Source organism: Mesorhizobium sp. M7A.T.Ca.US.000.02.2.1 (assembly GCF_003996995.1).
Lineage (GTDB): Bacteria > Pseudomonadota > Alphaproteobacteria > Rhizobiales > Rhizobiaceae > Mesorhizobium.
On record NZ_RZTT01000070.1, the window covers coordinates 1 to 19,575 of the forward strand.

Here is a 19,575-nt window from a genome sequence, read left to right on the forward strand (position 1 = left end):
GTCGGAGCATGGCCTGTTTCCACCGTCGCTACCTGATGACCACAAGCCCCCAAGGTTGCGGTATCAAGGCTGTTAAAGAGCTCACAATCAGCCGAGACAGGAACAGAAAACAAAAAACCGTCGCGACAGCAGGCACTTTCCCATCCGATCAGGATCTAAATTACCTCAGAGCCGAGCCATCCGCAATGAGTGTCAAACGGCACCGGCATGGCTGTCTTGATGGGACGCACCCGCCAAGTCCCAATCCAGCGACGGGTGCGCCTGATGCCATCCATCGGCTCCCACGGTAGACGGGAAGCGGCCCATCGAAGCCTTTCCGGTGCGATTTTCTTCGCCAAGACTGGCGGTTTCCGACAATGATCATCGCGTGTCGCAAAAAACTTTTTGGTATCAATCACTTCGCGTCGCGTTCCGAGCGCGCCCAATTACTATTTATGATAAATATTGTGAGACCCACTGTGATAAAAATTTTGTCGCCAAGGGTAAACTTTCACAATAAATTCAATTACTTACTGGAAAACCGATGGCACCGTTGGCTGGGATCACTCAGCCCGTCACTAGCTGTTTTTGTTACATTTTCCATCTTGCCGGGTGTCGTTTGTATCACAATACGTATCACAATAGGTAACACGATCTCGGCAGCGGATATTCCGCCGGCGACACGGACAGACGCACCTTGCATCGCGTACGAGGCTGCGCAATTTTTGCAAAAGCAGGAACATAGCTGCATCGCCCAAGTTAAATACCGACGGCATTGGACCACGAATTCATTTTCGCATTTTCCAGGCTGCCAGAATGCTCCGGGATTTTTGATGCACGAACGAATGGGCAGGACAATGTATCGCTGTCACAATGGCACGCTCGATTTTGGAACGGAGCTTTTGACGAAACCCTACACGATCGACAAGTTGGCCGAGAAGGTCCGAAAGGTGCTCGATCGAAAGTAACGACTGGGCGATGTACTCAAGTGGCCTACCCATAAGCCACTGTAGGCACGGCGGGGCGGTATGATGCCTCATGGGAACCAGGGGCACTGCCGCGAGTTCTTTGGAATGGCAAATCATACGGTCACAAGCGTGCTTACCTCAATTGGCACATTGACCCCTCGTCCCGCTGCGTTCCTGATCTTGTTGGCTTACGCAATTCTTTGGATGATCTTCGAGCGACAGAGCTTGGATTGGCACGGAGCCGCAATCACGCGGATCGATGATGAAGAGCCCGAGGAGATCGAAAAGCATCGCCATCGCCAGCAGCGGGGCGATTGACGTGCAGCCTTTCGGTTCCGTCGCGTCAGGCGCCCGCAAGAAGACCTCCGGCATTGAGCTTTGGCGAAAGGTGCTCATCTATCTGGCCATCGCCACCATGGCCAGCCTGCTCACGGTGTTGATCATAAATCTTACTCCAGAGCCGCGCGTTCTACGATCAATCGTCCCCCATCGGTTCGACGCTACGGATCCCCAATTTTCCGAGACGATGAGCAGCTATTCGCAAGGGCAGATGTTCGATTCCAACGCGGTCCAAACTCTCATCAACGGAGACGAAATATTTCCCTCAATGCTGCAAGCAATCGGGGCTGCTCGATCCAGCGTCGACATGGAGACATATATTTATTGGTCAGGAGCCATCGGCTACGAGTTCGCGATCGCATTGGCGGCGAAAGCCAGCGAAGGCGTCGAAGTCCGTGTGAACGTCGACTGGGTTGGCAGCCTTCCCTTCGACGAGGACTTGATCCACATCATGACCACTGCCGGTGTGAGGTTCGAACGCTATCGGCCTTTACGCTGGTATACGTTGGACCGTGTAAACAACCGAACTCATCGCAAGCTGCTGATCGTCGATGGCCGGATAGCATTCACTGGCGGCGCCGGCATTGCCGATAATTGGCGCGGGAACGCACGCAACTCAAATGAATGGCGCGACACGCACTACCGGATCGAAGGACCCGCCGTGTCCGCATTCCAAGCGGCGTTCGCGGAAAACTGGCTTGAGACGACCGGCGAGACATTGCAGGGCGGAAAGTTCTACCCTGCAGTTGCGCCCGCTGGTGGGCTCGATGCCCAGTTGATACTTTCTTCGCAGCCAAACGGCTCGGAGAACATGGAGTTGATGATGTTGGCAGCAATAGCCGCGGCCAAGGATCATCTGCGCATCGGCATGGCCTACTTCGTGCCCGACGACATAGCCCTGCAGCAGATTCTTGATGCAAGGAAGCGAGGCGTCTCGGTCGATGTCATCGTTCCCAATTGGCTGACGGATGTGCCCATAGTGCGAAAGGGTTCACGTTATTTCTGGGGCGAATTGCTCAAAGCCGGTGTGCGCATTTTTGAGTTTCAACCCACAATGTACCACCCCAAGCTTTTGATCGTCGACGATGTCTGGGTGAGCGTTGGCTCGGCCAATCTGGATGAGCGTTCCTTGCGCCTCAACGATGAGGCCAGTCTGAACGTCTACGGCATGGAATTCGCGCGAACGCAAATAGACATCTTCAACGAGGACCTGAAACGATCAAGGCCAGTCAGTCTGGAAGAGTGGCAAGCACGTCCGGTGAGCGAAAAGGTCACCGATTACTTTGCGAGCAGGTTTCGCTCCCAGCTCTAATAGTGTGGAGATGCAAAGTCCCCGCGATTGCTCGCCAGATAGGCCTTTTGCCGCCAATAGGGCGCCCCCGAAACGGCCCGCGCAGACTAGTAGGCAGGGACAAGCCTGGTGTCCCGAAGGGGCAAGTCCATTGCAAATCTTAAACCCTTGGGGTGGTATTGCAGCTCAACCTTTGCGTCGCACTGCACGGCGACAACCCTCTCTAGCAAGATTGTGCCAAAACCACTTCGCTGGGGCGGGTGCACCTCAGGGCCATCGCGTTCACGCCAGTCAAGATGAACCACTTGAGCATTTTTGAATTGCGCCACCGACCAGCGTACCTCAAGCCGTCCCCGAGGCCAGGACAACGCTCCGAATTTCGACGAATTCGACGCCAGCTCATGGAAAGCCATGCCCACGGGTATTGCGAGATCCGCGACAAGCGCGACATCAGGCCCTTCCAAGAGAATGCGTGACCTGTCCGTCGTGTCGTAATGCCGAAGCTCGGTTTCCAGCAATTTGTGCAGAAATGCGGTCTGCCAATAATCATCTGTCAGCATCGAATGGGTGTCAGCCAGAGATACCAGCCTGGCCGAGAAATTGCGCACGAAATCATCCACATTGCTGCTTGAGCGGGCTGTTGCCCCCATCATCGCTCTCACATTAGCGAGAGTATTCTTGACGCGGTGATGAAGCTCCCGGATCAACAGCTTCTGACGATGCGCCACTTCCTCTTTGTGCTCGAGCAAGGATTTGACTTCGAGCTGCCGCGTGCGGGCGCGCAGCGCGGAACGCACGGAGTTGGCTAGACTTGATGCCAGAAACGGCCGCTCCAGAACGATGAGATAGCGGTCGAGAAATCTCAGCCGCTCGTCGAACTCAGCGCCACGCATCGTGAGCAGAACGATCGGAAAATCAGACCAGGCCGGCTGGCTTTCAAGCCAGGCGGCGAATGGATTGCGATCCGAAGTGAGCAATGCTTCTTCTGCAACGACTAGGCACTGTGCCATATCCAGCAGCGGCAACGTCTCAGCAAGAGTGCTGCAGACATGCGTTACAATGCCCTTCGACGCGAGGATTGATGCCGCGATTTTTGCATCACGGCCGGTCGGTGAGAGGATGAGCACTCCGGGATCCGTTGCCATCACGATGATTTATCTTTGAGAAGATCGCCCTGCTTGCCCTGATAGGAGGGCACCCCCGTCAGGATGCCTCGGAACTGTTCAAGAGGTTCCCCCACGGCGAGGCCGGCGGGGCTGATCTTGAATTCGCGAATGGTGTCTTCATGGGCGCCGACGCGCTTTTTCACTACTGAGATCGCGCGCCTCAACCTCCCGTCATTCTCAAAGAAGCGCAACAACATGACCGAATCGCAGAGGTATGTCATGTCCACGGGCGCCACCATTTGCCCGAGCAATCCGTGGTTGGCGAGCAGAAGGATTGTGACGACGCCTTTTTGATTGAGGTAGGTAAGGATCTCGTGCATTTGCAACACCAGATGCTGTTCCTCGGACATCGCATTCAAGTAGCCGGTTAGGCTGTCGATCACCACAAGCCGCGCATTCGAATGGTCCACGGCGGCTTGGATCCGAGACGACAGCTCTCCGGGTGACAGTTCAGCAGGCTCGACTTTCTCCAGGAGAAGCATGTCACTCTTGATGAACGGTTCCAGGTCCAATCCAAGCCCGGCTGCGCGCGCCAGGAAGATACGCTTCGTTTCATCGAAAAGAAGCACCAGCACCGTCTCGCCGCTCAAAAGCGCGGCGTGGCAGAATGTTGAAGCAATCGTAGACTTGCCTACACCTGATGGCCCGATCAACAAGGTGCTGGTGCCTCGTGACAGCCCGCCGCCCAATAGATTGTCGAGGGAAGTGCCACTTAGGGCTGGCGGGCCCTGCTTCCCTTCGTCGTGTTCGCCGGCCACGAGCCGGGGGAAGACCGATACCCCACCTGGCCGGATGACAAAGTCATGGTATCCGCCACGAATTTCCACACCTCTCATCTTGATGACCCGCAAGCGGCGGCGTTCCCCCCCATACACGGGTGACAGCTGCTCCATGCGAATGACCCCATGGCTGATAGAATGCAGGTTCAAATCGTCAAATTCGGCGGTCAGGTCGTCAAGGAGCAGAACCGTTGCGTCGTTAAGAAGGAAGAAGCTCTTCAACGCCAGCACCTGCCGCCGGTAGCGCAAGGAGCCCTGGGATAGGAGGCGTATCTCCGACAGGGAGTCGAAAACGACACGATCCGGCTTAAGACGGCCTATTTCATCCAGTGCGGATTGGACCGTTTCACCCAGTTCAAGGTCGGAGGAGTGCACCAGTGTCTGGCGTTGAGACGGATCGAGGCTGAGCTCCGGGGGTACCAGTTCCAGAATGTCTACGCCGTCTAGTGACATCCCATGACGATTGGCGACCGACAGAAGTTCACGCTTGCTCTCGGAAAGTGTGATGTAAAGGCACCTGTCTCCGTTCTGTGCGCCGTTGATCAGAAACTGCAGCCCGAGCGTCGTCTTGCCGGATCCAGGCCTGCCCTCGATCAGGTGTGACCGGTATTTGGCATAACCACCTCTCAGGATGTAATCGAGACCCTCGACGCCAGAAGTGATCGGTGATGCATCATCTGTTTCCAAAGTGCCCTCTCGCGCGGACCAGGACCACCGTAACGGCCAGGATTTTCAATGGTTCCCCGGCTGACTTGCAAGGCATCGGCAACACTGTGGGTACGCAAAATCCGGCGCCTACCGCATCGATATTGTTGAGCAGCTTGGTGATTGGCATTGAGGCTAGCAAAGCGTCCGACGTCAGCGTCGCGCTGGCAGACACGATCCGCAAGGATCGGCGGCACCCGCGCGCTGCTGGTTGAGGAAAGGCACGGGCCGTTCGTCCAGCGCATTTTTCTGGAAGTTTAATGCTTCAGTATCTGGCTGAGGAACAACTTGGTTCGATCATGGCGCGGGTGGCCGAAAAACCCGTCGGGCGTGCCCTCCTCGACGATCTGCCCAGCGTCCATGAAGATCACCCGGTCGGCAACCGCACGCGCAAAACCCATCTCATGCGTCACACACACCATGGTCATGCCGTCCCGAGCCAATCCCGTCATCGTCTCTAGCACCTCGGAGACCATTTCCGGATCGAGTGCGGAGGTCGGCTCATCGAACAACATCACAGCCGGTTCCATGCACAGGCTGCGGGCAATCGCCACGCGCTGCTGCTGGCCGCCGGACAGCTGGATGGGGAACTTGTTCGCCTGTTCGGGAATGCGGACCCGCTCAAGGAACTTCAGTGCGGTCTTGCGCGCCTGCTTTTCCGATACGCCCTTCACCCACATTGGGCCGGCCATGCAGTTCATCAGCACCGTCATGTGCGGAAACAGGTTGAAGTGCTGGAAGACCATGCCGACGTTGGAGCGCACGGCGGCAACGTTGGTCATCTTGCCATGTAAGGCAACGCCGTTGACGACGATGTCGCCCTCTTGATGCGCCTCCAGGCGATTGAAGCAGCGGATGAGCGTTGATTTGCCGGAACCCGAGGGCCCGCAGATCACGATCCGCTCGCCCTTGTGGACGATCAGGTTGATGTTCTTCAGCGCCTGGAATTGGCCGTACCATTTGGAAACGGACTTGGCTTCAATGATGGCCGGAGCGCTCATCGCACCTTGCTCCTGTGGTAATGCCGTTCGATCCGCGATTGGACCAGTTCGAGGCAGATCGACAGCATCCAGTAGATGATGGCTGCCGAGATCAGCATCTCCATGTGCTGGAAGGTCTTCTGTCCGAGGGTGCGCGCCAGGAACATCAGCTCCCACACCCCGATGACCGAGACCAGCGAGGAATCCTTCAGCATCGAGATGAACTGGTTGCCCGTTGGCGGAATGATGACCGGCAATGCCTGCGGCAGGATGATGCGACGCATGGTCAGCGTGAAGCCGAAGCCCATGGAGCGCGACGCCTCCCACTGGCCGCGATCGATGCTCTGTATGCCGGAGCGGAAGATCTCGGTCATGTAGGCGCCGTAGCAGAGCGATAGCGCCAGGATGCCGGCCGGAACCGCATTAATGACAAAGCCGAGCTGCGGCAGCCCGAGATAGATCAGATAGACCTGCATGAGTAGCGGCAGGCCGCGGAAGAAGGAGGTGTAGAAGCTGGCGATGGCGTAGGCGAAGCCATTGCTGGAAAGCTTGGCCACCGCACCGGCGACGGCGATGACGGAAGCGATAACGATCGAAATGGCCGAGACGTAGAGTGTGGTGACAACGCCCTGGCTAATCAGGAACGGCAGCTTCTCCCTGATAAAGGGCAGGCTGAGATGGAACGTTTCGAAGAAGGCGATGAACAGGAGCAGCAGTTCGAACCAGACGATGCCGATCTGGAACTTGAGCGGCGCGAAGCCGATCAGCACGACGTTCAAGGTGAAGATCACCGCTATGGCGAAAGCAATGGCAAAGCGGCCGTAGAAGCCACTCACCGACGGTTCGCCGATCACGGGGCGCATTAGTTCGGCAAAGCTGGTGCTCGACATGTTGAAAGCCATGAAGAGAAGCAGAACGACGCCGAACATCGTAGCCACGAACCAGGGTTTGTGGACGAGGATTTCGGCTTCGACGGTATCGGGATAGAGCATCTTTGAGCACCGGCTGTTCGGCGGCCTGCCGGGGGCAGGCCGCCTTTGAAAGGGGCTAGTTGGTCTTCGAATAATCCTGCCGGTACCACTTTTCGGAGAGCTTGCTCAGCGTGCCATCCTCCTTCATCGCTTTCACGGCGTCGCCGATCTTGGCGGAGAGTTCGGGATCGCCGCGTTCGATGGCAATCGCCAGCGGCTCGTAGAATACCGGATCGCCTAGTTGCTTGATCGGGTAGCCGGCCTTCTCGGCATCGAGGATCGACGGTAGCGAAGAGACCACCGCGTCCAGGCGCACGCCGTCGCCGAGGCGGAGGTCGTCAAAGGCGGTCGTCGAATTCTCGTAGGAGCGGACCTCCTTCGGGTTGAGCTTGTACTCGAATGGCGGCGCGCCGGCGGCGTCGAGCGTCAGATCCTTCTTGGCATAGGCCTCGAAGGTGGAGGTGCTGGTGGCGCCGACCACCTTGCCGTCGAGATCTGCCAGCGTCTTGGCCTTGCTGTCCTTGTGCACGGCAACGGCCGCCGGCGTGTAATAGTAGACCGCCGGAAAATCGAAGATCTCGGCGCGTTTCTTGGTCGGCGTCATCGAGCCGGCGTGCATGTCCCAGCGCCCCGCCCAATGGCCGGCGGTGATGATGTCCCAGCCGGGCGTGATGAACTCGACCTTGACGCCGAGGTGCTTGCCGATGGCTTTGGCGACGTCGACATCGAAGCCGTCCAGCTCGTTGCTGGAATTCACGAAGGACTGCGGCGCCCAGTTGGCATCGGTCGCCACCTTGAGCGTGCCGGCCGCCAAAACGCGGTCGAGCACCGCGCCTGCGTGAGCAGGATATGCGCCAAGCGCAAGCGCCATCGCGGCCAACGTCAGCTGTGGTCTGTTCCAGAATGTCATATCCGTATTCCCCTGTTGTTGTTCAGTTCCTTGCAGTCACTTCCGTTCAGCCGGTCGTGACGTCCCAATTTCGTGCCGACCTGGTCGGCGTCCTCTCCCAAAGGCCCGCCGATTTAGCGACGTCGTGGCCGGTCCGGTGTTCCGATGTCGCGGAGGATGTTTGCCGTCGCCATTCCCCCGATCACAGGGAAGGTCTCGGCCCGCTCCCTGCGAGGTGTCGTGCAGCCAGTGGTGTCCGGCGTTCGCTTTCGCATCGCGAAGGCTGCTATTCATCGGCGCCGCCCCCTTTCCCGCGGTCAGCGTCCATCAGGAAATCGCCCATCAGGGTGGCAACCCGAGCCGGCGCCTCGATCAGGATCGAATGACGAAGTCCGGGCAGGATGGCGAGTTGCGACCCTTGCATCTGTTCGTGCATCAGCCGTGCCATCCGCGGGCTGGAGCCCTGATCGTCCTCCCCGGTCACGATCAGCGTCGGGCAGGTGATGCGGTCGAGAATGCCGCCGAAATCGGTCTCGGCCAGAACGCGATAGGCGGCCGCATAGCAGTCGCGGTCGTTTTCAGCGTCACGCCGGCGCAACTCGGCGATGACCTCCGGGTTGCTGTCCTGAAAATCCTCCGTCAGCCAGCGCGACAGCGAGGCTGCATGATGCACTGAGGCATCGCTCGCCATCAGCGCCGCCAGCCGGCCACGCACCGCGTGCCGTTCCTCGGGCGTGCGGCCGGCGACCGTCGACAGCAACACCAGTTTTTTCAGGCGCTCGGCATGCGTCAGCGACAGGCGCTGTGCGATCAGGCCACCCAGTGAAAACCCGGCCAGATGGAAGGTGGCAAACCCGACATGTTCGGCCAGCGCCAGCGTTTCCTTGACGAAATCATCGATCTCGTAACGGCCCTTGATCCGGCTGGAGCGGCCATGGCCGCGCAGGTCGAAGGTGAGAACCGAGAAGCGATCTTTCAGTTGGCCCGCCACGCCACTCCAGGCTTCGAGATAGGAGCCGACTCCATGGATGCAGACCAGCGGCAACCCACCCTCACCCTCAAGGCGCCAGTTGAGCAGCACGCCCTCGACATCGAGCTGGCCGGAGCGCGCCATGGTCACGCCCTCGCCGCCTGGCGCGCCCTGTCGCGCTCGCGCGCGGCGAAGACCGGCATCACCTCGTCGACCCACAGCTTGATCGTCTTCTTCTGCAGCTCGAACGGCAGGTTGAACGTCAGGCCGAGGCAGTACTGGTCAACGCCCGCGGCTTCATAGTCGAGCAGCTTCTCGATCACCTCGTCGGGCGTGCCGAACATCAGGTTGCGACGGATGTTTTCGGGATTGTAATTGTCTTTGCCCTTGACGCTCTCGTAGGGGATAGCTTCGGGAAAGCCGTTTTGCACGGTGCCGATGTTCTGGAACAGGTTCTCGAACGCGCGGCCATAGTCAATGGCATGCCCGACCGCGATCTCCCAGTCCTGCGCTCGTTCGTAGACGCAGGTGCGCCGCTGCATCATCAGGCGCGGGCGCGGCACCTCCGGATGATCGGCGACGGCCTTGCGGAATTTCTCGCCGAGCACGGCGATCTCGGCCGCCGGCGCCGACAAGGGCGTCGACAGGACCGAAGCGCCGATGCCGACCGCCCAGTCGAAGGTTCCCGGGTCCCGCGCGGCCACCCAGATCGGCGGATGCGGCGTCTGCAGCGGCTTCGGCACGCCGGCGGCGAGCGGGAACTTCCAGTAATCGCCGTCATGGGCATAATCCTGTGCCCACAGCTTCTTCACCGCCGGCACCAGCTCCTTCAGATAGGCAACGCCTTCCTGCTGCGGCATGCCGCCGGCCATGCGGTCGAACTCATATTGGTACGAACCGCGCGCGATGCCGAACTCCAGCCGCCCGCCGGTCAGGTGATCACAAAGTGCCGCCTCCCCTGCCAACCGGATCGGGCTCCAGTAGGGCGCGACCAGCGTCGAGGTGCCGAGGCGGATCTGCTCGGTATGCTGGGCAAGCCAGGTCAGCGTCATCAGGGGGTTGGGCGAGATCGTGCATTCGATCGTGTGATGCTCCGCCGTCCACAGCGTCTCGAAGCCACCCTCGTCGGCCAGGCGCGCCAACTCGAGGAGATTGCTCTTCACCTTCGACATCGGCATGTCGGGCGAGAAGCGTTCCATGGTCAGCGAAACGGCGAATTTCATGTCGGTCTCCCCAGTGCGTCGGGTTGGTCAGCGAAGGCGGATAATGAAGGGGTCCTGCATGGCGCCCGAGTAGTCGATGACGACGTTCTTCAGGCGCGAGAACTCCTCCATGGCGTCGAAGCCGCCGCGCCGCCCGTAGCCGCTCTCCTTGAAGCCGCCATTGGCGGACATGAAGGACGAGGCGCGGTAGGTGTTGATCCAGACGGTGCCGGCTTCAACATTCCTGGCGAAACGCAGCGCGCGGTTGATGTCCCGGGTCCAGATGCCGGAGGCGAGGCCATAGCGGGTGTCGTTGGCGAGACGGATCATCTGGTCTTCCGACGAGAACGGGATGACGCCGACGACAGGACCGAACAGCTCCTCCTGCATGAAGTCCATGCCGTTGTCGGCATCGGTCATCACGGTCGGCTCGAAGTACCAGCCGCCTGCAAGCTCATCCGCCTGCGGCCGCTTGCCGCCGGCCGCAATCCGCGCGCCCTGGCGCACGCCCGAGGCGACGTAGCCTTCTACCTTGGCGAGTTGCACCGACAGCGCCAGCGGTCCGACGTCGGTTTCCTCCAGCATCGGCAGCCCGACCCGCACGCGCCGCGTGCGTTCGACCAGCGCCTCGACGAACCGATCGTAGACGCTGGCCTCGACGAAACAGCGCGAACCGGCGACGCAGGTCTGCCCAGCCGCCGCGAACACACCGGACACGACGCCGTTGACGGCATGGTCGATGTCGACGTCGTCGAAGACGACATGTGGCGACTTGCCGCCGAGTTCCATCGAACAGGGGATGAGGTTCTCAGCCGCATTGGCGGCAATCCGCCGGCCCGTCGCCGTCGAACCGGTGAAGACGAATTTCGCGATGCCAGGGTGCCGGGTCAGCGCGTCCCCCGCCACGGCGCCGGTGCCGGTCACGACATTGACGACGCCGGCCGGGAAGCCGGCCTCCATGATCAGCTCGGCCAGCGCGAGCGTGGAGGCACTGGCATGCTCGGACGGCTTGACGACCACCGTGTTGCCGAGCGCCAGGCATGGCGCCAGCGTGCCGGTGAGCAGCATCAGCGGCGAGTTCCATGGCGTGATCATGCCGACGACGCCGATCGGCTCGCGCAGGTTGAAATTGAGCATGTCGAGCTTGTTGACCGGAATGGTGTCGCCGAGCAGCTTGTCGGCCATCCCTGCGAAATAGGTGTAGCTGTCGGGCATGGCGCGCATCTGCGCCCGCATTTCCTTGAGCAGCTTGCCGTTGTCACGGGTCTCGATCAGCGCCAACTCGTCGGCGTGCTCCAGCACCAGTTCCCCCAAACGGCGCACCAGCGTGCCGCGGTCGGTCTGGGTCATGCGTCGCCAGACTGGATTGGCAAAAGCTAGGCGCGCCGCCTCCACGGCCGCGCCGACATCCTCGGCATTGGCCTCTGCGAATTGGTACCAGGGCTTGCCGGTGGTCGGATCGAAACTGTCGATGTACTGGCCACCTTTCGGCGCCACGAACGCGCCGTTGATGAACAGGTTCTGGCGTGAGCCTTCGAGCGATTCGACCGTCGTTTTCATGCTGTCTGTCCTGGGTGAAGCATCATTCGGATGCGGCTTGCGTCCACGATTGCGACTGGCCGTCGATCATGGCGACGCGGCCGCCGTCGCCGGTGTCGATGTAAATGCCGAAGCGCTTGTCCTGGCGCTCCCGCGCATAGCGGCGCAGCATGGCGCGCAATTCATGGGTGGCGACCCGCTCATAGGGCAGCGCGTCGACGGAAAAGAAGGCGTGGCCATCCGGAAGTGCTGCTTCAGCGCTCTCACGGCTCAGTTCGGCGCGGTAGATGAGATAGCCCGGGTCGCTGTCGGCGACGTCGAAGACCGAATAGAGGAAGGTGTTTTCAGGGACGAGGGTCAGCGCCTCGCCGCCATCGAGGACGAGCTGACTGTCGGCCTTGCGGCGCCGCGCCGTCGGCAGCACCCAACTTCCCTTGCCATCGGTGCGCAAGAGGATGCGGTCGCCGGCTTCGACAAGATAGCCGATGATCATGTCCTGCGAGGCCAGCCAGCCGGCAGGCAGCGGATCCTTTACGCTGGCGTAACGGCCGCGGCAAAACCCGAGCGGCGCCGATGGGCTGGTTCCGAAAGCCTGGACCTGGCCGATCAGGATGATGTGGTCGCCGGCCTCGATGCGGTTGTGAACGGTGCAGTCGAACCATGTCAGGCTGTCGGTGAGGATCGGCGCGCCGGTGTGGGCGCGGTCATAGTTGACCGACTGGAATTTGTCCGCCGCTTTGGATGCGAACACCGAAGAAACGTCGACCTGGCCTTCATGGAGGAAATTGACCGCGAAGGACCGTGTTTCGTTAAATGCGGGAAAGCTCGCCGCCGCCTTGGCGACGCAGACCAGGAGCAACGGCGGGTCAAGCGAGACCGAGGTAAAGGAGTTCGCGGTCATGCCGCGCGGATTGCCGTCGCAGTCGCGCGTGGTGATGACGGTCACGCCGGTGACGAAGGTGCCGAAGGCACGACGCAAGGCGATCGGGTCGATCGTCCTGTGTACCACCGCGTCCGCCATTGCTTTCCTCCCATAGTGTCGGATGAAAGCTAGGCAAGAGACGGCCGGCCTTCTTCCTCCGGTCTGTAGGAAAGATGTCGGGGCGTGCTGCTGCCATCCCGAGCAGGTGCAGGCGCAGCGCGCCTGCACCTGCGGCGGCTGCCGCGTCGAAACAGTGGTGGCGAGGTCAACAGAGTCTAACGGGCTGTCGGCGTGCGGCTGTCGATGATGCCGCTGAGACGGATCGCGAGTTCAACCGCGAAGCGCTGTTCGGGCGTGTCGAGACGGATGCCGAACAGGTCCTCCATGCGCGACAGGCGATAGCGTAAGGTGGTGACATGCAGGCCGATGGCGTCGGCGCAGGCCTGGCTGCGGCAGCCCTCGCGCAGATAGGCAAATAACGTCTCCAGATAGGGCGTGCCGTGCTCGCGATCATGCGCGATCAGGGCGCCGACACTTTCGTCGACGAAGCCGCGCACGTCCGGAGCGTCGGCAGCGGCGACCAATATCGGCAACGGACCGAAATCCTGGCCGGCAAAAACGCCGGTGCGTCCGAAGGAACGGCCGATCCGGATCATGCGGCGGCACCGCTCCCAGGCGATGGGATAATCGACCAGCGCGGCACAGGCCTCGGAAAGCACAACCACCGGCTCACCTTCGAAATAGCGGCCAAGCCCGGCCGCAATCTTGTGCGGCAATTTCGCGAAGCGCGCGCCATCCTGCCCGGTATCGGCCGGGACAAGACAGACAAGCCCATCCTCCACCGCGATTGCCGTGCCGGCAATGCCGGCCTGCTGCAGCAGACGCATGACCTCATGATGCGGATCGGCAAGGCCGATGGCACCGTCCTGTTGGGCGAGGTCGACGACGATCATCTTCTGTGCAACGGTCAAGTCGAGCCCCAGCCGGCGGGCGCGATTGACGATATCGGCCTCGTCGCGCCAGCGGCGCTCCGCCACCTCCAGGAAAAGCTCGGTCAGCGAGCGCGTCTCGAAACGGAAGCGCACGAAGCTGCGCATCATCTGCACACTGAGGGCGAATTTGGTGCTGTCGAGCAGCATCTGATCGAGTTGACCAGACTCGTGAGGCGTCGGGAAAATCATCAGTGCGCCAACCACTTCGGCGTCGATGCTAAGCGGCTCGATGCGCACCGAAAGCTTGAGCTGTCGCTTGCCGTCATCGACGAACAGCGTCTCGGTGTGACGCGCGTCGGACGCGCCGCGAGCTATCTTGAAGATTTGCCGGCTGAGCGTTCCGCTCACCGCCTGCTGCCAGGAGGCGGTGTCGAAATGCGCCTCGCTCGGGGAACGGCCGGCGACAACCAGATTGGCATGGAAATCGATCACCACCACAGGATTGGGTAGCAGCTCGCTGACTTTTTCGGCGAGCGAGGCCACCGATCCGTCCGACAAGGCTTGCTGCAGAAGCGAGGTGTGCGCCGAGAGGGCGCGCTGCAGACGCTCGCCGGCCTGCTTCTCCTGGCGCAGCCGATGCTGCTTCTCGACCGCGATCTCACCCAGATGCACGATCATGCCGATGAAGGCGATATCCTGCGCCGTCACTTCGGTGATCTCGCGCGAAACGACGGTCAGCACCATCGGCCGGCCGTCTTCGTCGACGCAGTTCATCGGCATGACCAGAACACTGCGGTAGTCGCGCTCGAAGGCTTCTCGGCGGTAGCCCGGGAACTCCTCCGATACGCGCGCGTCCCTGATGTAGACCGGCTCGTTGCGGTTGAGCGCGACGATCGAGGGACTGGTGGCCAGCTCCCAACGGTCCGGCAACGTGCGGTGAATGAGCGTCGGGTCGTGGCGCACGATGACATAGGCGTGGCCGTGGGGGGCGTCGATGCCCATGATCGAGCCTAGAGTCCATTGGGCATGACGACAGGCCGCCAGCACGAGATGGCGCAGCACGGACTGGAGATCGCCGCCCGAATTGATGAGGCTGGCGGCATCCCGCAAGGAGAGAATTTGCGACTCGTGGTCCACGCCTGATCTTCCGCCGCTCGCGAAGGGCGAATTTAAGCCGTCGCGGATATACGAACGCTACACCGCTTCCAAGCGGGACGCACGCCGTTTCTTCCTACGAACCGGAGGAATACCCGACGGTTGGCGTGCATTAGCTTGAGCTTCCACCTGGAGAGGCCAATCATGGAATTGCGAAAAGTCAGCACCTTCATCGAGGAAGTGCACATCGAAGGCGGCAAAGCGGGTGCAAGGCCGGTAACGTCGATCGTGGTGGCAGCCGTCCTGCGCAACCCATGGGCCGGGCGCGGCTTCGTCGAGGATTTGCAGCCGGAGATTGTCGCCATAGCGCCCCGGCTGGGGCAGGAACTCACGAGCCGCCTGATTGGATTGATGCAGGCGGAACGCATCGAAAGCTACGGCAAGGCGGCCGCCGTCGGAACCGCCGGCGAGATCGAGCATGCCTCCGCCATGATCCATACGCTGCGCTTCGGCAATGTCTTCCGCGACGCCGTCGGCGGCACGACCTACCTCGAATTCTGTAACACCCGCAACGCGCCGGGCGCGCTGCTATCGCTGCCGATGATGCACAAGAGCGAGAACGGTCGCCGCTCGCATTTCATCACCGCCAACTTCCAGATCGCCGACGGCCCGGCTGCCGACGAGATTGTCGTTGCCATCGGTGCTGCGGACGGCGGCCGGGTTCACCCACGGATTGCGGACCGCTTTCAGGACATGAAAGAGATGGAGCAGGAAGCAGCGATGTGAGGCTTGCGCTGGGTTCCACAACATCACCGTGGGTTCCACAACATCACCAATGTTCAGAGCCGGCGAATGCTGATGACGATCTCGCGGCCTATTTCGAAGAGCTTGCTAGGCTGCAGTGCAGGCTCTCCGGACCCGAAGGTGCTTGGCGAACTGCACAGGCGTCCTTGCCGTTCATCTCCGGCCCATCGATGCTGTCGGCATGCGGCGTTGCGATCCGGCACCTTTGATGCCGGAAGCACTGTGGCGGTACCTAGTTTGTCAGTACCCTCCAATTGCCTGCCTCTTCAAGAGCCCGCTACGCCGATGGCGGTGTTTTGCTTTGTTGGTGCCGCAAGCGGCGTCAGGAAGGCAGTCGCCGAATTGACGGGAACAATTTAGCGAAAAGTAAATTCAACGGTCTTCTGGTAGGAGGCCAAAGTGTCCCAGCGAAGCATCGACAAAGACCGATTGGATCGCGCAGACCGCGAGGCAAAAGTTGCTAACGCGGCCGAGAGAGAGGCGCGTTTTTTAAAAACTGCGCGACTTCGAGAACAACGCCTTGCTGCCGAAGCCAAAGGTTCCCAGGCTTCGAAGAAGGGTCGATCCAGGAGCTAAGGCGCTTAGCCGCCAACGCCGGCCGTCAGACAGCGACGCCCTTCTGATGGAACATTACGCTACGCTAATAGTTCTAACGCGCCGGAGCGCCCGACGATCCCGGCACGTCATCCTTGGCCCGCCGCTGCGGTAAATGGGAGGCGAGTTCAGAGTTCTTTACATTTCGGCCTGCGCAAGGCCCGCTCGACGCGTGAGTGAGGGAGACATCATGGATCCCGAAAACCACAGCATTTATGCGCCGTCCGCCGAGCTGCTCGCTGCCATGGCTAATGATAAGCGCCTTCTCGCTCTAATCATTCTTGCCGACGGAGAAATATCCGTTTCTGATCTGGCGTCGCGATTAGGGCTTGGCAACTCCGCACTCTCCCAACACCTTAGCATAATGCGAGACTTTGGGCTGGTCACCCGGAAGCAGGAGCGTCAAAAAGCGTATTACTCGTGCACAGATCGTGCCCTGAAGGTCCTTGAACTCCTGGACTGGCTTGCTGAGCGGAAAACTCTGCCTGGCCGCGACCATCATCCATAAAGCCCGAGACCTTTGGAGGGGTTTCCTCTCGGCCTTCGCTCTAGCGTGCTTCCCGCATTCGTGCCGGAGAGGCGTGCCACGAGCGCTTGCGATGTCGCGACTTTAAGGCTCATCATCTTCGTCCGGACGTGGAGATTTATACGCTTCAGCCCCGCCGCCAGCGATGGCGGCGGGGTTGGATTGGTTCGTTCAGTCGTAAACCTTGATGATTTTTCGGGTGCCCGGGTCCACCAGCACCGTGCGGTTGTCGACCACCACATAGCGGTATTTGACGTTGGGGACCTCATGGATCTCAACCGTGTCTGGCAGAGCTGTCCCGACATTCAGTTCCACGCCGGGGAGCTTGACCGACGCCAGGGGCTGCTGCTTCACATATTCGCGGATGACGGTGTCTTGTTCCGGCTGGATAATGATGTCGTCCGCGGCGGCTGAGCCGATCCCAGCCAAGAGCAACATCGCTGCTGCGGTGTTCTTTAGAAGCATGTTCATATCTGCACTCCCGTGGGGACGGGCGCAACACGATCATCGTCCCGCGCCGCCCGGCAACTTGAACATGGAGCCGCCCTAAACGTTCCGCCTTAGGCACTTAGGTCTAGTCCCTTTGGGGCCTAAGTCTGGTCCTAGAACACGCATTGGTCCTGTCAGAGACAGCGACTGGAACGCCTGCCCCCCGCGGCTGTTGTCTCTCGAATTTGGGAGAAAGCAGATGGATAAAAGTGCTGGCCAAGCACGCTGTTATTCGCAGCTGTCCCCTTTCTCGTGATGGCACTCGTGCTTGGCTGACATGTGGTGGATCGGCGCAGCAACGTCCCTTCCGACGCCGATAGCAGGGTTCGCGAGCCGCCCAGCTGCTCGCGAACCCTATATCTTTAACTTGGAGTAGGTGACCTGATGTTGCGCGACAAAGAGAGTCGGATCTTAGAGGCAGGCTTACTGGCAGCAGTGCCTATCTGTGTGGCCATTACCGCACTGGTCGCCTTGATGACTTTGGCCCGGATATGAATCGGTTCCTTTTCGCGGCCTCCGACTTCCTATCTCGGCCGCCGGGCTTCTATGTCATTCTCATAGCAATGGTTTTGTGCACCGCCCTGGTGCCCTTTGGTCTGACAAGTGCGGTTACCTACGCCCTGTCGGTTGCCGCCATCGTGATCACTGGTGTTGTCCTTCTACAAGGCTATCGCGACACCGCCGCCATTCACGCCAAACTCGATGAGATCATCGTTTCACTGAATGAAACCAGAAATGACGTTGTCGGATTGGAGCACGCCGAGCCGGAGGAGATCAGGGACAAGCTTGTAGAACTCGAAGCAGAGGCGTCCCGAACGATCGGCGCTGCCAGGCGCGAACTTTCGAAAGCAACAGGAGAGAGATCATGAACAATATCATTTGGCTCGTCGGTGCGGTGGTCGTCGTCTTGGCGATTTTGAGTTTCTTTGGCCTTCGGTAGGGCGGCCATTTCCGCCGACAACCTGAAGGATTAGCTGGACCAAACTTTGCATCGCAAAATTGCTTATCATGAATGACATTCATCCGCCCCCCGACAAGTTGGTTTCCGATCCACCGCCAGATTGGCAGGGCGTGCTTTTTGCCACCGCTGCTTTCGTCTCATCCATATGCGCCCTGCTGCTGGCATTTTGGATGTCTGTTTGATCGCTGTCGGACAGGCCCATTGTCCTATAGAGAGCCAAAAAGGTTTGGCATCAAAGTTGCATTGACAAGTTGGGGCGGATGAAGCCCGCCGCTTCGCAAATGGGGCGGCGGGCTTTCATAATCAGAAACGAGCAGCGGCGGGTGCCTTGGCCGTTCGCGCGATCACTTGGCGGAGGTCACGCATGTCGACCTGCCTACCCGCCGGCATGCCGGTTAGGCGGAGTCTGGGGCGCGACCGACGTCTTTCCGCCTTTGTGGTGCTTTTGTGACCGGGCGCGTCTGCTTCAGGCTCTTGCCGGACCGCACACCGAACTTTTCACCGTTGGATTTTTCGCCATCAGGCTCCCTCTGCGCGCAATGGCAACTCTTCGATCGGTCTGAGGTCCCGGACAATGGGATCGGGACCCTCCGCCAGCTTCACGACGACGGGAATGGCGCCCCGAAATGTCCGACATTTGTCAACGTCCGGAACAAAGGTAGCGCCAGGAGATTGGGGTTCATCGTCCTCCTCAACCAAGGAACCTCAGCATGAGAACCAAACTACGCATGGCATCGCTCTCGATCGCGACCGTAATGACCGCTGTACTGCCTGCCTTGTCAGCAGAGACGGCACAGGACTTCGTCACGAAGGCCGCGATCGGCGGGATGTTCGAAGTGCAGTCCAGCAAGGTCGCTCAAGACAAGCTCCAAGATCCGACCCTTAAGGATTTCGCCCAGAGGATGATCTCCGACCATGGCACTGCGAACGCCAAGCTCGAGAGTATTGCCGGCGAACAGAAATTGCAGGTGCCCGCCGACCTCGACGCTGCCCACAAGAGCGACGTCGACAAGTTGCAGTCAGCTGCGGCGCCAGTCGATGCACCCTATGCCAACATGCAGAGGACGGCGCATGCCGACGCTGTGAGCATGTTTGAAAGTTACGCCAAGGATGGCGACAATTCCGCTCTCAAGTCGTTTGCAAGCGAGACGTTGCCGACACTCAAGATGCATCAGGAGATGATTGGCAAGGTCGCGGCTGCCGCTCCTGCCCCCGACAGTTCCGCGCCAGCCGCCTCCGATGCGGACACCACAAATTCTGCGGCGCCGATGCCTGGTGCCAACAGCTTCACCGAGGACCAGGCCAAGAGCGCCATCGAGAAGGCGGGTTACTCGGACGTCTCCGCCCTGACGAAGGACGACAAGGGGATCTGGCGTGGAACCGCGAGCAAGGACGGCAAAGCAGCACCCATCGCCCTCGACTTTCAAGGCAACGTCGTTGCCGGCAAGAATTGATCACCAAGCAAGGACAAATC

The 19,575-nt window shown here is 60.2% G+C and carries 16 protein-coding genes; 5 read left to right on the forward strand and 11 right to left on the reverse strand.

Annotated elements, in window-relative coordinates; genetic code table 11:
* The first annotated feature begins 1,206 nt into the window (after positions 1 to 1,206).
* Positions 1,207 to 2,598 (forward strand): phospholipase D-like domain-containing protein, encoded by a 1,392-nt coding sequence (locus EOD15_RS09430; protein WP_245463622.1) that lies wholly within the window; start codon positions 1,207 to 1,209, stop codon positions 2,596 to 2,598.
* 86 nt (positions 2,599 to 2,684) lie between these two features.
* On the opposite strand, the gene EOD15_RS09435 is transcribed toward EOD15_RS09430, so the two are convergent.
* From EOD15_RS09435 to EOD15_RS09480, 10 genes are all read right to left on the reverse strand, one after another.
* Positions 2,685 to 3,725, reverse strand: coding sequence for a sensor histidine kinase (locus EOD15_RS09435; RefSeq protein WP_127380202.1), 1,041 nt, complete (start codon positions 3,723 to 3,725; stop codon positions 2,685 to 2,687).
* Entirely contained in the window at positions 3,722 to 5,209 is a 1,488-nt protein-coding gene (locus EOD15_RS09440) for an ATPase domain-containing protein (protein ID WP_127321600.1), read from the reverse strand. Before EOD15_RS09440 ends, EOD15_RS09435 begins: the two co-directional genes overlap by 4 nt.
* A gap of 275 nt (positions 5,210 to 5,484) precedes the next feature.
* Positions 5,485 to 6,228: an amino acid ABC transporter ATP-binding protein gene (locus tag EOD15_RS09445; RefSeq protein ID WP_127321601.1), complete on the reverse strand. Its 744-nt coding sequence runs from the start codon at positions 6,226 to 6,228 to the stop codon at positions 5,485 to 5,487.
* Entirely contained in the window at positions 6,225 to 7,199 is a 975-nt protein-coding gene (locus tag EOD15_RS09450; RefSeq protein WP_127321602.1) for an amino acid ABC transporter permease, read from the reverse strand. Before EOD15_RS09450 ends, EOD15_RS09445 begins: the two co-directional genes overlap by 4 nt.
* A 55-nt stretch (positions 7,200 to 7,254) precedes the next feature.
* Entirely contained in the window at positions 7,255 to 8,088 is an 834-nt protein-coding gene (locus EOD15_RS09455; RefSeq protein ID WP_127321603.1) for a transporter substrate-binding domain-containing protein, read from the reverse strand.
* Between the two features lie 265 nt (positions 8,089 to 8,353).
* The gene (locus tag EOD15_RS09460) at positions 8,354 to 9,181 is read right to left on the reverse strand and encodes an alpha/beta hydrolase (protein ID WP_127321604.1); all 828 of its coding nucleotides are present in this window, start codon (positions 9,179 to 9,181) and stop codon (positions 8,354 to 8,356) included.
* A gap of 2 nt (positions 9,182 to 9,183) precedes the next feature.
* On the reverse strand, positions 9,184 to 10,260 hold the full coding sequence (locus tag EOD15_RS09465) for an LLM class flavin-dependent oxidoreductase (protein ID WP_127408441.1): 1,077 nt from the start codon (positions 10,258 to 10,260) through the stop codon (positions 9,184 to 9,186).
* A gap of 27 nt (positions 10,261 to 10,287) precedes the next feature.
* Positions 10,288 to 11,799, reverse strand: a complete 1,512-nt coding sequence (locus tag EOD15_RS09470) for an aldehyde dehydrogenase (RefSeq protein WP_127332292.1) — start codon at positions 11,797 to 11,799, stop codon at positions 10,288 to 10,290.
* 22 nt (positions 11,800 to 11,821) lie between these two features.
* Positions 11,822 to 12,799 carry a flavin reductase family protein gene (locus EOD15_RS09475; protein WP_127322470.1) on the reverse strand — a complete coding sequence of 326 codons (978 nt, stop codon included), beginning with the start codon at positions 12,797 to 12,799 and terminating at the stop codon, positions 11,822 to 11,824.
* Positions 12,800 to 12,975: 176 nt separating this feature from the next.
* Complete coding sequence (locus tag EOD15_RS09480) at positions 12,976 to 14,769, reverse strand: helix-turn-helix domain-containing protein (protein WP_127322471.1); 1,794 nt, start codon at positions 14,767 to 14,769, stop codon at positions 12,976 to 12,978.
* A 162-nt stretch (positions 14,770 to 14,931) separates the two neighbouring features.
* Between EOD15_RS09480 and EOD15_RS09485 the strand changes: the two genes are divergently transcribed.
* Complete coding sequence (locus tag EOD15_RS09485) at positions 14,932 to 15,513, forward strand: amino acid synthesis family protein (RefSeq protein ID WP_127332298.1); 582 nt, start codon at positions 14,932 to 14,934, stop codon at positions 15,511 to 15,513.
* Between the two features lie 802 nt (positions 15,514 to 16,315).
* Positions 16,316 to 16,633, forward strand: coding sequence for a metalloregulator ArsR/SmtB family transcription factor (locus EOD15_RS09490; RefSeq protein ID WP_148129515.1), 318 nt, complete (start codon positions 16,316 to 16,318; stop codon positions 16,631 to 16,633).
* A 189-nt stretch (positions 16,634 to 16,822) separates the two neighbouring features.
* Here the strand turns inward: EOD15_RS09490 and EOD15_RS09495 are convergent, their stop codons facing one another.
* The gene (locus tag EOD15_RS09495; RefSeq protein WP_127266845.1) at positions 16,823 to 17,122 is read right to left on the reverse strand and encodes a DUF1236 domain-containing protein; all 300 of its coding nucleotides are present in this window, start codon (positions 17,120 to 17,122) and stop codon (positions 16,823 to 16,825) included.
* Between the two features lie 509 nt (positions 17,123 to 17,631).
* Here EOD15_RS09495 and EOD15_RS09505 point away from each other — a divergent pair.
* Positions 17,632 to 18,009, forward strand: coding sequence for a low affinity iron permease family protein (locus EOD15_RS09505; protein ID WP_127320400.1), 378 nt, complete (start codon positions 17,632 to 17,634; stop codon positions 18,007 to 18,009).
* Between the two features lie 802 nt (positions 18,010 to 18,811).
* Positions 18,812 to 19,555, forward strand: coding sequence for a DUF4142 domain-containing protein (locus EOD15_RS09510; RefSeq protein ID WP_127320399.1), 744 nt, complete (start codon positions 18,812 to 18,814; stop codon positions 19,553 to 19,555).
* Positions 19,556 to 19,575: the final 20 nt, after the last annotated feature.

Excerpts from the sequence above, each read along its gene's own strand:
- EOD15_RS09505 (WP_127320400.1), top strand. The coding sequence starts at position 17,632 with ATGAATCGGTTCCTTTTCGCGGCCTCCGACTTCCTATCTCGGCCGCCG.
- EOD15_RS09475 (WP_127322470.1), bottom strand. The coding sequence starts at position 12,799 with ATGGCGGACGCGGTGGTACACAGGACGATCGACCCGATCGCCTTGCGT.
- EOD15_RS09495 (WP_127266845.1), bottom strand. The coding sequence starts at position 17,122 with ATGAACATGCTTCTAAAGAACACCGCAGCAGCGATGTTGCTCTTGGCT.
- EOD15_RS09465 (WP_127408441.1), bottom strand. The coding sequence starts at position 10,260 with ATGAAATTCGCCGTTTCGCTGACCATGGAACGCTTCTCGCCCGACATG.
- EOD15_RS09450 (WP_127321602.1), bottom strand. The coding sequence starts at position 7,199 with ATGCTCTATCCCGATACCGTCGAAGCCGAAATCCTCGTCCACAAACCC.
- EOD15_RS09510 (WP_127320399.1), top strand. The coding sequence starts at position 18,812 with ATGAGAACCAAACTACGCATGGCATCGCTCTCGATCGCGACCGTAATG.
- EOD15_RS09470 (WP_127332292.1), bottom strand. The coding sequence starts at position 11,799 with ATGAAAACGACGGTCGAATCGCTCGAAGGCTCACGCCAGAACCTGTTC.
- EOD15_RS09430 (WP_245463622.1), top strand. The coding sequence starts at position 1,207 with ATGATGAAGAGCCCGAGGAGATCGAAAAGCATCGCCATCGCCAGCAGC.
- EOD15_RS09455 (WP_127321603.1), bottom strand. The coding sequence starts at position 8,088 with ATGACATTCTGGAACAGACCACAGCTGACGTTGGCCGCGATGGCGCTT.
- EOD15_RS09460 (WP_127321604.1), bottom strand. The coding sequence starts at position 9,181 with ATGGCGCGCTCCGGCCAGCTCGATGTCGAGGGCGTGCTGCTCAACTGG.
- EOD15_RS09485 (WP_127332298.1), top strand. The coding sequence starts at position 14,932 with ATGGAATTGCGAAAAGTCAGCACCTTCATCGAGGAAGTGCACATCGAA.
- EOD15_RS09445 (WP_127321601.1), bottom strand. The coding sequence starts at position 6,228 with ATGAGCGCTCCGGCCATCATTGAAGCCAAGTCCGTTTCCAAATGGTAC.
- EOD15_RS09490 (WP_148129515.1), top strand. The coding sequence starts at position 16,316 with ATGGATCCCGAAAACCACAGCATTTATGCGCCGTCCGCCGAGCTGCTC.